Origin of the sequence: Streptomyces sp. NPDC048643, from assembly GCF_040650615.1 — a bacterium.
In the GTDB taxonomy this organism is placed as follows: domain Bacteria; phylum Actinomycetota; class Actinomycetes; order Streptomycetales; family Streptomycetaceae; genus Streptomyces.
The window spans coordinates 1-12,413 of record NZ_JBEZHO010000035.1 but is presented as its reverse complement, the minus strand read 5'-3'; the positions used below and the strand labels follow the sequence as shown (position 1 = coordinate 12,413).

The 12,413-nt window shown below is 72.4% G+C and carries 10 protein-coding genes; 3 read left to right on the top strand and 7 right to left on the bottom strand.

The window, feature by feature from the left end; all coding sequences use genetic code 11:
- The first annotated feature begins 20 nt into the window (after positions 1 to 20).
- Both AB0C62_RS28555 and AB0C62_RS28550 read left to right on the top strand, forming a co-directional pair.
- Positions 21 to 788, top strand: a complete 768-nt coding sequence (locus AB0C62_RS28555; protein ID WP_362977913.1) for a molybdopterin-dependent oxidoreductase — start codon at positions 21 to 23, stop codon at positions 786 to 788.
- Positions 772 to 1,416: a cytochrome b/b6 domain-containing protein gene (locus tag AB0C62_RS28550; protein ID WP_362977911.1), complete on the top strand. Its 645-nt coding sequence runs from the start codon at positions 772 to 774 to the stop codon at positions 1,414 to 1,416. The genes AB0C62_RS28555 and AB0C62_RS28550 overlap by 17 nt, the downstream gene beginning before the upstream one ends.
- A 103-nt stretch (positions 1,417 to 1,519) precedes the next feature.
- On the opposite strand, the gene AB0C62_RS28545 is transcribed toward AB0C62_RS28550, so the two are convergent.
- The 4 genes from AB0C62_RS28545 to AB0C62_RS28530 form a co-directional block, all read right to left on the bottom strand.
- Positions 1,520 to 2,545, bottom strand: coding sequence for an L-idonate 5-dehydrogenase (locus AB0C62_RS28545; protein WP_362978040.1), 1,026 nt, complete (start codon positions 2,543 to 2,545; stop codon positions 1,520 to 1,522).
- A gap of 17 nt (positions 2,546 to 2,562) precedes the next feature.
- Positions 2,563 to 3,321, bottom strand: a complete 759-nt coding sequence (locus tag AB0C62_RS28540; RefSeq protein WP_362977909.1) for an SDR family oxidoreductase — start codon at positions 3,319 to 3,321, stop codon at positions 2,563 to 2,565.
- 82 nt (positions 3,322 to 3,403) lie between these two features.
- Positions 3,404 to 4,801: a gluconate:H+ symporter gene (locus AB0C62_RS28535; protein WP_362977907.1), complete on the bottom strand. Its 1,398-nt coding sequence runs from the start codon at positions 4,799 to 4,801 to the stop codon at positions 3,404 to 3,406.
- Positions 4,802 to 4,945: 144 nt separating this feature from the next.
- Positions 4,946 to 5,470 carry a gluconokinase gene (locus AB0C62_RS28530; RefSeq protein ID WP_362977905.1) on the bottom strand — a complete coding sequence of 175 codons (525 nt, stop codon included), beginning with the start codon at positions 5,468 to 5,470 and terminating at the stop codon, positions 4,946 to 4,948.
- A 130-nt stretch (positions 5,471 to 5,600) separates the two neighbouring features.
- Between AB0C62_RS28530 and AB0C62_RS28525 the strand changes: the two genes are divergently transcribed.
- Positions 5,601 to 6,302: a FadR/GntR family transcriptional regulator gene (locus tag AB0C62_RS28525; RefSeq protein WP_362977903.1), complete on the top strand. Its 702-nt coding sequence runs from the start codon at positions 5,601 to 5,603 to the stop codon at positions 6,300 to 6,302.
- A 17-nt stretch (positions 6,303 to 6,319) separates the two neighbouring features.
- Here the strand turns inward: AB0C62_RS28525 and AB0C62_RS28520 are convergent, their stop codons facing one another.
- The 3 genes from AB0C62_RS28520 to AB0C62_RS28510 all read right to left on the bottom strand — a co-directional run bounded on the left by AB0C62_RS28520 (position 6,320) and on the right by AB0C62_RS28510 (position 12,042).
- Positions 6,320 to 6,694, bottom strand: a complete 375-nt coding sequence (locus AB0C62_RS28520) for a YchJ family metal-binding protein (protein ID WP_362977901.1) — start codon at positions 6,692 to 6,694, stop codon at positions 6,320 to 6,322.
- 4 nt (positions 6,695 to 6,698) lie between these two features.
- On the bottom strand, positions 6,699 to 8,093 hold the full coding sequence (locus AB0C62_RS28515; protein ID WP_362977899.1) for a M1 family metallopeptidase: 1,395 nt from the start codon (positions 8,091 to 8,093) through the stop codon (positions 6,699 to 6,701).
- Positions 8,094 to 8,166: 73 nt separating this feature from the next.
- Complete coding sequence (locus AB0C62_RS28510; protein ID WP_362977897.1) at positions 8,167 to 12,042, bottom strand: Pls/PosA family non-ribosomal peptide synthetase; 3,876 nt, start codon at positions 12,040 to 12,042, stop codon at positions 8,167 to 8,169.
- Positions 12,043 to 12,413 lie beyond the last annotated feature (371 nt).

Sequence of the window (12,413 nt, the reverse complement as noted above, 5' to 3'; positions counted from 1 at the left end):
GCGGGTGCTCGAATCAATGAGTGAACACTGAACGGCCCGGCGAACCGGACCCCGAGCGGCCCGAAGAGCCCGCCCGTCCCGAGGAGCGCGGCAAGCCCATCGGCCGACGCGTTCTGCTCGGCACCCTCGGACTCGGCGCCCTCGGCGTGCTGACCGCGCCGACCCTCCAGCGCACCATGGAGTCCTTCCTCGCCGGCGCGTCCGAGAAGGACCCCACGGGCCTGACGGGCCTGCTGCCCAACGGCGGCGGCTTCCGCTACTACTCGGTTACCTCCTCCGTCCCGCACAAGAACGAGACGAACTACCGGCTCACCGTCGACGGCCTGGTCGACCACCCCGCCTCCTACACGCTCGCCGACCTGCGCGCCCTGCCGCAGACCCGGCTGGTCCACGACGTCCAATGCGTCACCGGCTGGCGGGTCCCCGGCACCCCGTTCGAGGGCGTCCGCCTGTCCGACCTGCTCGACGCCGCGGGCGTCCGCTCGACGGCCGGCGCGGTCCGCTTCACCTGTTTCGACGGGGCGTACTCGGAGAGCCTGACGCTCCGCCAGGCCCGCCGCGCGGACGTCCTGGTGGCCCTGCGCATGCAGGACAAGCCCCTCGGCCACAACCACGGCGGCCCCGCCCGCCTCTACGTCGCGCCGATGTACTTCTACAAATCCGCCAAGTGGCTCTCCGGCATCACCGTCACCGAGGACGTCCGTCCCGGGTACTGGGAGGACCGGGGGTACGACGTCGACGCCTGGGTCGGCCGTTCGAACGGACGCGACGATGAACCCACGAGCTGACGGCGCCCCGGACGTGTCCGCCGCCTCCGCCCCGTCCCGCCAGGTCCACCGCTTCACCCGGGCCGAGCACTGGGTGCACCGCGTCACGGCCCTGCTCATGGGCGTGTGCGTGGTCACCGCGGCCTGCCTCTACGTTCCCGAGTTCGCCGAACTCGTGGGCCGCCGCGAACTCGTCGTCCGCGTCCACGAATGGGCCGGCCTGATGCTCCCGGTCCCGGTCGTCGCGGGCCTCGCCTCCCGCGCGTTCCGCCGCGACCTCGGTCACCTCAACCGCTTCGGCCCGCACGACCGCGTGTGGCTGCGGGCGGCGCTGCGCCGCGACAAGCACCGGGACTCCCGCCCGGCGGCCAAGTTCAACGCGGGGCAGAAGGTCTACGCCGCCTGGATCGCCGGCGCCACGCTGGTCATGGTGGGCACCGGGCTGCTGATGTGGTTCACCCACCTCACCCCGCTGATGTGGCGTACCTCGGCGACCTTCGTGCACGACTGGCTGGCCCTGACGATCGGCATCGTCCTCGCCGGCCACATCGGCATGGCGCTGGGCGACCCGGAGGCCCGACGCGGCCTGCGCACGGGCTCGGTGAGCCGCGAGTGGGCCGAGCGGGAACATCCGCTGTGGCGTCCGTGAGCGGTACGGACACATCTCCTGCGGCGGCCATGAGTCGGCCCGCACGACGACCGAGCCGCTGAGGGGCGGGGCCCGACCCACGCGTCCCTGCCCGTCGGGCTTCTCAGCCGCCGAAGTCCAGCAGCACCTTGCACGACCTGCCGCGGTCGGCGGCGAGCGCGAACGCCGCCTCGGCCTCCTCCACCGGTACCACCGCGCTGACGAGGTCGTCGAACACCGAACCGGCGGCGAGGACGGCCGGGGCCTCGTCGAACTCCGTGTCGAAGCGGAACGCACCCCGCAGCTCGATCTCCCGGCTCACCACCAGGTTCCCCGCGAACGGGCCGCTCCCCGGTGGCAGCATGCCGAGCTGCACGACGACTCCGCCGCGCCGCACCAGCCGCAGACAGCTGTCGAGGCCCGCCGCCACACCGGACGCCTCCACGGCGACATCGACCTCCGCCGGCCACCCGGCACCGCCGGGGGCGTCGGCCCGTACGACCGCGTCGGCGCCCGCCGCGACGGCGTACTCCAGCGCGCGCGGCACCACGTCCGTGACCGTGACCCGCGCCGCGCCCGCGGCCTTCGCCGCCGCGACCACGAGACAGCCGATCGGCCCGGCGCCCGTCACCAGCACATGCCGGTCCCGCACGCCTCCGGCCCGGCGCACCGCGTGCAGCGCCACGGACAACGGCTCGGCGAGCGCGGCCCGCCGCAGACCGAGCCCCTCGGGAAGGACCCGGAGCTGCGCCGCCGGGACGACGACGCGAGCGGCGAACCCGCCCTGGACGTGCGGGGTGCGTGCCGCGCTGCCCAGATAGCGGGTGTCGCGGCACACGTTCGCCCGGCCGTCCGCACACTCGGGGCAGCGTCCGCACGGGGTGGCCGGGTGCACGGCGACGGCAGCACCGGGCAACGGGCCCGAGGCGCCGTCACCGTAGGAGAGGACCGTGCCGACGATCTCGTGGCCCGGCACCATCGGCTCGCGCAGCCGGAAGTCACCGACTCCGCCGTGTCGCCAGTAGTGCAGGTCGGAGCCGCACACCCCGCCGTACCGGACGGCGACGAGAGCCTGCCCGGGGCCGGGTTCGGGGACCGGCAGCTCCGCCACGCGCAGATCACCGCGTCCGTGGATGACACAGGCCCGCATCGCACCCTCCCGGAAGGTCACAGCACGCTCGTCATGCCGCCGTCGACGTACAGCACCTGCCCGCCGACGAAGTCCGCCGCGGGGGAGGCGAGGAAGAGCAGTGCGCCGACCAGGTCGTCGGTGCGGCCCCAGCGTCCGGCCGGGGTGCGCCGCCGTACCCAGGCGCTGAACTCCTCGTCCTCCACCAGGGGTCGGGTCAGTTCGGTCTCGATGTAACCGGGGCCCAGCCCGTTGACCTGCACGCCCAGCGGGCCCCAGTCGGCGCACATGCCCTTGGTCAGCATCTTCAGCGCGCCCTTGGTCGCCGCGTACGGGGCGATGCCCGGGCGGGCCACCTCGCTCTGGAGCGAGCAGATGTTGACGATCTTCCCGTGGCCGCGTTCCGTCATCCGGCGGGCCGCCTCACGGCCGACCAGGAACGCGCTCGTCAGGTTGGTGTCCAGGACGCGGTGCCAGTCGGTGTCCGTGAACTCCAGCAGCGGGGCGCGCAGTTGCATGCCCGCGTTGTTGACGAGGATGTCCAGCGGACCCACCCGCTCCTCGACGTCGGCGATCCCGGCGGCCACCGAGGGGCCGTCCGTGACGTCGAACACCGCGGTGCGGACGTGACCGGGGAGCCCGGCGGCGGCCTCGGTGAGCCGGCCGGCGTCCCGTCCGTTGAGGACGACGGTGCAGCCGGCCTCCGCCAGTCCCCGGGCCAGCGCGAGCCCGATGCCGCGACTGGAGCCGGTGACGAGCGCCGTACGGCCGGCGATGTCGAAGAGCGGGTGACTCATCTGCGTACTCCTGGATCGTGCGGCACGTTCCACCGGGCCGGGGGCGGGGTCCGGGCCTGCCGGGCCCCGCCCCCGGCAGGCTCTAGATGACGAGGGACAGCAGCAGCACCAGGCCGCCCGCCACCACCGAGATGATGGTCTCCATGACGGACCAGGTCTTGATGGTCTGGCCGACGTCCAGGCCGAAGTACTCCTTCACCAGCCAGAAGCCCGCGTCGTTCACGTGGCTGAAGAAGAGCGAGCCCGAGCCGATCGCGAGGACGAGCAGCGCGGTGTGCGTGCTCGACATGTCGGCCGCCAGGGGTGCCACCAGACCGGCCGCCGAGATGGTGGCCACGGTCGCCGAGCCCGTCGCGAGCCGGATGATCACGGCGATCAGCCAGGCGAGCAGCAGCGCGGGGATCGACCAGTCCTTGGAGATGTCCAGGATCATCTGGCCCACGCCGGAGTCGATCAGGGTCTGCTTGAAGCCGCCGCCCGCGCCCACGATCAGCAGGACACCGGCGATGGGGGCGAGGGACTTCTCGACGGTCGTCGAGATGCGGTCCCGGGTGAAGCCGGCCGCGCGGCCGAGGGTGAACATGCCGACGATCACGGCGGCGAGCAGGGCGATGAGCGGGGCTCCGGCGACATCGAAGACGCGCTGCGTCATGTTCTTGGGATCGTCGACGACGATGTCCACCAGCGCCTTGGCCAGCATCAGCACGACGGGCAGCAGCATGGTGGCGAGCGTGGCGCCGAAGCTGGGACGCTTGTCCAGGTCCTCGGAGGCGCGCTGCGGGATCATGCGGTCGGGCGCCTGGACGTCCACCCAGCGGGCGGCGTAGCGCGAGAACACCGGACCGGCGATGATCACCGTCGGGATGGCGACCAGCACACCGAGGGCGAGGGTGATGCCGAGGTTCGCCTTGACCGCGTCGATCGCGACCAGCGGACCGGGGTGCGGCGGAATGAGACCGTGCATCACCGACAGGCCCGCGAGGGCCGGGATGCCGATCCGCATCAACGAGTAGTTGCCGCGCCGAGCGACCATCAGCACCACCGGGATCAGCAGCACGATGCCGACCTCGAAGAACAGCGGCAGGCCGATCACCGAGGCGATCAGCACCATCGCCCAGGGCATGGCGCGACCGCCCGCCTTCGCCAGGATGGTGTCGACGATCTGGTCGGCGCCGCCCGAGTCGGCGAGCAGCCGGCCGAGTATCGCGCCGAGGGCGATCAGCACACCCACGCCGGCCACGGTCGACCCGAGTCCGCCCGAGAAGCTGACGATGACCTTGTCGAGCGGGGCTCCGGCGAACGCGCCGAGGGCCAGCGAGCCGATGGTCAGGGCCAGGAAGGCGTGCAGCTTGAACTTGGTGATGAGCAGGACGATGACGGCGATGCCCGCCAGCACGGCTATGCCCAGTTGAGCGTGGCCCGCCGAGGTGATCGGTTCGACGGTGTCCGCTGCCAGCATCTCGACACTGAGTCTGGTCACGGTGATTCCCTTGCTTGTGGAAGGTCGCGGGGGAAGGTGGTGCGGGGTGGCCGCTTCCGGAAGGAGGCAGCGCTGAACCCGGCGCCGACACCTCGGCCGCGAGGTGACGCGGCGAAGAGGAGGCGCCCGAGGTGAGGGGTGCGGTTACTGCGGCGGCGCGAGGTGCGCGAGCGCGGCCACGGCCCGCTCGGTGATCTCGGTGGGGTCGCCGGAGACGTCCACCTCGACTCCCGCCTCGTCCGCCGCCAGCGGCTGGAGCGTGGCGAACTGGGAGTCCAGGAGCGCGGTGGGCATGAAGTGGCCCTTGCGGTGCGCCATCCGGTCCTCGATGAGCTCGCGGTCACCGGTGAGATGCACGAAGGCGACCCCGGGGGCGGCAGCACGCAGCCGGTCCCGGTAGCCGCGCTTGAGCGCCGAGCAGCTGACCACGCCGCCGAGGCCGGCCCGGTCGTGCGCCCAGCGGCCGATGGCGTCCAGCCAGGGCGCGCGGTCGTCGTCGGTCAGCGGTGTCCCGGCCGACATCTTGGCGATGTTGGCCTGCGGGTGGAAGTCGTCGCCCTCGGCGTACGGAACACCGAGCCGGGCCGCGAGCAGCGGTCCGATGGTGGTCTTGCCGGTACCGGCGACGCCCATGACCACAAGGACATGAGGGGTGTGACTGGGCTGCATCGGGCTCTCGCTGTCTTCGTCGACATCTGATGTCGACGCCACTGAAACGCATTAGGTACGACGAATTCAAGAGTCTGTGACGTATAAGTCTGACTTTTTGATTGTGGCGTCCGCCTCGTACGCTGACTTCATGACCACACGGGGCCGGGGGCTGCACGGACATGTACTGGAATCCCTCGGGCCGGCCATCACGGCGGGCGACTACCCGCCGGGAAGCGTCCTACGCACCGACGAACTCGCCCAGCGCTTCGAGGTGTCCCGCTCCGTGATGCGCGAGGCGGTCCGGGTCCTCGAATCCATGTACCTGGTCGAGTCCCGCCGCCGCGTGGGCGTGACGGTCCGCCCCAAGTCCGAGTGGAACGTCTTCGACCCCCAGGTCATCCGCTGGAGACTGGCCGGCGCCGACCGCCCCCACCAGCTGCGTTCCCTCACGGTGCTGCGCTCCGCCGTCGAACCGGTCGCCGCCGGACTCGCCGCCCGGTACGCCACCGCCGCCCAGTGCGCGGAGCTCACCGAGTGCGCGCTCGGCATGGTCGCCACCTCACGCGGACACCAGTTGGAGGGCTACCTCGTCCACGACGTCGCCTTCCACCGCGTGATCCTCATCGCGTCCGGCAACGAGATGTTCGCCCGCCTCGGGGACGTCGTCGCGGAGGTCCTGTCCGGCCGGACCCACCACGAGGTCATGTTCGCGGACCCCGACCCCGCCGCCGTCACCCTGCACGTCAAGGTCGCCGAGGCCGTCCGCGAGGGCGATGCCGGTCTCGCCGAACAGCTCACGCGGGAGATCACGGTCGGCGCACTCCAGGAACTCGACATCCTGGCGCCCTGACCGGCAGGCCCCGACGGTCAGTCGAGGAACTCCCCGTCCACGTACACCCAGGCGCCGTCCGCCCGCTCGAACCGGCTGCGCTCGTGCAGCGAACCGCCCCGGTAGGAGGCGCGGAAGGTCACGGTCCCGGTCGTGTGGAACGCCGAGCCCTGCTCCGCGCCGAGGATCTCCAGGCCCGTCCACCGCATCCCGAGGTCGAACTCCACCCGGGCGGGACGCGTCCGCGGATGCCAGGTCCGCAGCAGATACGCCTCGTCCTCCTGGACGAAGGCGCAGTACCGCGACCGCATGAGGGCCTCGGCACTCGGCGCCGCGGACTCACCGCGATGGAAGCGCCCGCAGCAGCGCGCGTACGGCTCGGCGAGCCCGCAGGGGCAGGAACGGCTGGTCATCGCGTCATTCTCCCCGGACCCGGGCCGAGTCGGCGTTCGTGGGCGGATAGCTGGGCCGGGCCGGCATCTGCGCGGCGGGGGAGGCCAGCGGCGGGAGCGCTGTCTCGTACAGCCAGGCCGTGAAGAGGTCGTCCAGCGCCTCGGCCGCGTAGCGCGCGACGTGCGTGGTGAACACGGACGTGGTGACCACACCGCTCCGGTGCAGAGCGGACCAGCCGCGCAGCATGCGGAAGAACGCCTCGTCGCCCAGCGCGCAGCGGATCGCGTGCACCGTGAGCCCGCCGCGCTCGTAGAGCCGGTCGTCGAACATGAGCTTGCGGCCCGGGTCGGACAGCAGCAGATCCTGCGGCAGCGCCGACAGCTTCCGATGCGCGGCCGACGCCAGCCGGTGGGCCGTGCGCCCGCCGGAACGCTCGGACCACAGCCACTCCGCGTACTTCGCGAGCCCCTCGTTCAGCCAGATGTGCCGCCAGTCGGCGATCGACACGCTGTTGCCGAACCACTGGTGCGCCAGCTCGTGCGCGATCAGCCGCTCCGAACCGCGCGCCCCGTCCACGTGGTTGGCGCCGAACAGCGACAGCCCCTGTGCCTCGACCGGGACGTCGAGGTCCTCCTCGGTCACCACCACCGCGTACTCACCGAACGGATACGGCCCGAAGAGGTCCTCGAACAGCTCCATCATCGCGGGCTGCCGCGCGAAGTCCCGGGAGAACTCCGGGAGCAGCCGCGCGGGCAGATGCCCGGACTGGGGTACGCCGACCAGGCCCGGATCGCCGAGCAGCACCGTCTGGTACTTGCCGATCGAGAGGCCGACCAGATAGCTGGAGGTCGGCGCCGCCTGCTCGTACACCCAGGTCGTCGTGGACGCCTTCGTCGTGCGCGTCAGCAGCCGTCCGCCCGCCACCACCGCGTACGCGGACGGCGTGGTGATCGAGATCTGGTACGCGGCCTTGTCGGCCGGCCGGTCGTTGCACGGGTACCAGGACGGCGAACCGACCGGCTGGCTCGCCACCAGCGCCCCGTCCTCCAGCTCCTCCCAGCCGATTCCGCCCCACGGGCTGTTCACCGGCTTGGGATTGCCCGACCACTGCACCTCGACGGTGAACGCGGCACCGGCCCGGATCGGCTTCGGCGGACGGACCCGCAACCGGCCGCCGCGGTGCGTGTAGTGCGGCGCCTTGCCGTCGACCCGGATGCGGCCGATCCGGAAGTCCGCCAGGTTCAGCTGGAACTCGGTGAGCGCCGAGCGGCCCGCTATCGCGTTGAGCCGCGCGGTCCCGGAGAGCCGGTTCGGGGCGGGGCGGTAGTCCAGCGCGAGTTCGTAGCGGTGCACCCGGTAACGGGGGTCGCCGTTGGCCGGGAAGTAGGGGTCCGGTCCCGCTGTCTGCTGAACGCTCACTGCTGCGACTGCTCCCTGCCCTGTGCTCGGCGTACCGCTGTACCGCCCTTCGTTGCCGACCGGCCGACGACTGCTACGAACGCCAGGCCTCGATCGGGTTGCCCAGCCAGCGGGTGTCGTCGGGAACGGACTCCGCCGCCATCACGAGCGACGCGGGACCCAGGGTCGAGCGGGCCCCGACGGTGCTGCCGGGCAGGACGATTCCGCCCGGGCCCAGGGTGGCGCCCTCACGGAGGACCACAGTATCCGTCCGCAAGATCCGGTCGTGGAAGAGGTGGGTCTGCAGGACACAGCCCCGGTTCACCGTGGTCGCGTCCTCCAGTGTCACCAGGTCCGTCTCGGGAAGCCAGTAGCTCTCCACCCACGTTCCGCGCCCGATCCGCGCGCCGAGACCGCGCAGCCACGCCGTCATCAGCGGGGTACCCGGCACCGAACCCGCAAGCCACGGCACGGCGACGACCTCCACGAAGGTGTCGGCCAGCTCGTTGCGCCACACGAAACCGCTCCACAGCGGGTGCTCACCGGCACGGTGCCGGCCCACCAGCAGCCACTTCGCCACGACCGACACCAGGCCCCCGAGCACCCCGGCGGCCAGCAGCACCGCCCCCGGGAACACCCACGCCCAGGGACCCAGCGCGCACAGCGCGGCGACCGTCAGGACCGCCAGCGCGGCCGAGCAGAACACCGGCACGATCCGGCACGCCTCCACCAGACCGCGCGCCCACAGCAGCCGGGCCGGCGGCTCGTAGGTACGGCTCTGGTCGCCGCCCTGCGCCGAGCGCGGCAGCTTCACCGGCGGCAGGCCCAGGTACGAGCTGCCCTTCTTCGCCTTCTTCGGCGTCGCCGACAGCACACCGACCAGACCCCCGTCCGGCACGCTGCGGCCCGGCGCCGTCATCCCGGAGTTGCCGAGGAACGCCCGGCGGCCGATCTCCGCCCGCCCGATCCGCATCCAGCCACCCCCGAGCTCGTAGGGCGCGGTCAGCGTGTCGTCGGCGAGGAAGGCACCCTCGCCGACCGTCGTCAGACTCGGCAGCGCGAGCACCGTCGAGATCTCGGCGCCCCGCCCGATCCTCATCCCGAGCAGCCGCAGCCACACCGGCGTGATCAGCCCGGCGTACAGCGGGAACAGCGTCTCCCGCGAGCGGTCCATCAGCTGCGTGACCGTCCACGCCTGCCAGCCGATCCGGCTGTGCGTCGGATGCGTGCCCTCCCGCAGTCCGAGACTCAGCAGCCGCACGAAGACCAGGAGCAGCAGCGCGTACGCCAGGCCGAAGGCCAGCGTCGCCGGCACCAGCGCGATCGCCGCACCGCGCAGCGCCGCACCGAACCCGGCGTCCGCCGTCACGAAGCCCCGCGCCACGAGCAGCGCCGCGACGGCCGCCAGCACCGGAAGCGCCGTCAGCGCGAAGCCGGTCACGCCGTACATCACACGCCAGTACGTGCCGCGCCGCGGCCGGTCCTTCGGCCACGCCCGCTTCGCCTTGCCCAGCTTGCCCGCCGGGGCGCCCGCCCAGCGCTGCCCGGTCGGGATCTGCCCCGTGACCGCCGAGCCGGGCGCCACCTCGGCGCGCTTGCCGACCCGGGCCCCCGGGAACAGGATGCTGCGCGTCCCGACGACGGCACCGGCGCCCACCTTCACCGCACCGATCTCCAGCCGGTCACCGTCCAGCCAGTAACCCGACAGGTCCACCTCGGACTCCACGGCGGCACCCCGGCCCAGCTTGAGCATGCCGGTCACCGGCGGCAGCGAGTGCAGGTCCACGTCCTGGCCGACCCGGGCGCCCAGCGCACGGGCGTACCGCTCCAGCCAGGAACCCGTCAGCGAGGTCGCGCCGCTGAACTCGGCGAGGCGCTCCGCCGTCCAGAGCCGCAGATGGACACCGCCACCGCGCGGGTACCGGCCGGCCTTCAGCCCGTGCAGCAGCAGCCGCGCCCCGCCCGCCGCGATCGCGAGCCGTCCCGGCGGGCTGAACAGCACGAGGGCACCCGCGCCCACCAGCCACCACGACGTGCTCGGCGCCCACGGATACGGGCCGAACCAGTGCAGTACGTTCCCGAGCCCGGCCAGCGCCACGGTCCAGCGCAGCCCGAGCAGCGTGAACAGCGGCATCAGCACGAGGAGCTGGATCACCTTGGCGCGCATCGGCACCGGCGCGACGGTCCGCCCGCTGCCGTCGTCCTGGACGGACTTCTCCAGGTGCCGGGCCAGCTTGCGCAGGACGGGCTGCTGGTAGATGTCGAGCACCGCGGCGCTCGGGTAGCGGGCGCGCAGCCGGGTGGTGAGCTGGGCGGCCGCCAGACTGTTGCCGCCGATCGAGAAGAAGTCGTCGGCCGAACCGCCGACGGGGATGCCGAGCACCTCGCTCCACTGCTCGGCCAGCCATGCCTCGGTGCCGTAGAGCTGCTCCTTGGCGCCACCGGACTCCAGCCCCTCCAGCGGCCAGGGCAGCGCGTTCCGGTCGACCTTGCCGGACGTACGGGTGGGCAGGTCCTCGACCGGGGCGAGCAGCGGCACCAGCGCGGCGGGCAGCTCGGCCCGCAGCTTCTCGACCGCGGTCGCGTGGTCCCAGCCGTCCTGCGTGACGACATAGCCCACGAGGAGCTGGTTGCCGCCGCGGGCGGTCCGTACGGCGGCGGCGGCGCCCGCGACACCGGGCAGTGCCTGGAGGGCCGCGTCCACCTCGCCGAGTTCGATCCGGCGTCCGCCGAGCTTGATCTGTTCGTCCGCGCGCCCGAGGAAGACCAGCCCCTCCGGTTCGGCCCGGACCAGGTCGCCGCTGCGGTACGCCCGCTCCCAGCCCAGGGCGGCGAGCGGCGCGTACTTCTCCGCGTCCTTCTCGGCGTCGAGGTACCGGGCCAGCCCGACCCCGCCGATCACCAGCTGACCGCTCGCGCCCATCGGCACCAGCTCGCCGGCCTCGTCGACGACGGCCAGCTCCCAGCCGTTCAGGGGCAGCCCGATCCGGATGGGCTCCTCGCCGGTCAGCAGCGAGGCACAGGCCACGACGGTCGCCTCGGTCGGCCCGTAGGTGTTCCACACCTCGCGGCCCTCGGTCACCAGACGCTGGGTCAGTTCGGGCGGGCAGGCCTCACCGCCGAAGATCAGCAGCCGGACCTCGTTGAGGGCCTCCGGCTCCCACAGCGCGGCGAGGGTCGGCACGGTGGAGACCACGGTGATCTCCTGCTCGACCAGCCAGGTCCCCAGATCGGCGCCGCTTCGCACCTGGGAGCGGGGCACGGGCACCAGGCAGGCGCCGTACCGCCAGGCGAGCCACATCTCCTCGCAGGAGGCGTCGAAGGCGACGGACAGGCCCGCCATGACCCGGTCGCCGGGCCCGATCGGCTCCTCGGTGAGGAAGAGGCCGGCCTCGGCGTCGACGAACGCGGCGGCGCTGCGGTGGCTCACGGCCACGCCCTTGGGCCTGCCGGTGGAGCCGGAGGTGAAGATGATCCACGCGTCGTGCTCGACGCCGGGGCGCCCGGCGGGCACCTCGGAGCGGCTTCCGGCCGTCAGCTCGTGTCCCGCTCCGACGACCGCGCGCACCCCCGCCTCGCCGAAGACCAGCTCGGCCCGTTCGTCCGGGTCCTCCGCGTCCACCGGGACGTAGGCGGCACCGGCCGCGAGGACGCCGAGGATCGCGACATACAGCTCGTTGGTGCCGGACGGGACCCGCACACCGACCCGGTCGCCGAGCCCGACTCCCCCCTGCGCGAGCCGCCACCGCATCGCATCGACCTCGGCCGCCAGCTCACGGTAGGTGAGCGCGCGCCGCCCGTCGTCGAGAGCGGGCTCGTCGGGGAACGCCCGAACGGAGGCGTCGAGGATGTCGACGAGCGTGCGCGGCCAGGCGGCCGGGGCGGCGGAGAAGCGCGCCTGGTCGCCGAACTCCGCACGCACCTCGTCGTCGGACAACGCGACTGCGGGGCCTTGCTGGAGGGCTGCCATCGGGTCCTCACGTGTTGTTCCCGGGAGCGTCCGGGGCGCTGGTGGGCCCGCAGGTACGCCTGGGGATATTCCGGTCCAGCTCCGAGCAAGCCTGGAATTTTAGTACGACGCTAGCCCCGGGCCTGGTCATCAGCCATGCGAGGCCCTCTCCCGGGTCACCGGAACCTCTGATTCCGGTGACCTGACGTGGAGGTATGTCAGCGTGACGAGATCTGCCCCACATCTGTCCGTGACGCGGCGGACACACCGAGCGAAGCTCCCGACCGAGCGTCGCGACACCTTCCTCTGGAAGGAGATCCTGGAGGAGCGCGGCTACCAGGTCGACGTCAAGCAGTTCGACGCCGGCCCGCTCTACACCTCGCTCGCCCAGG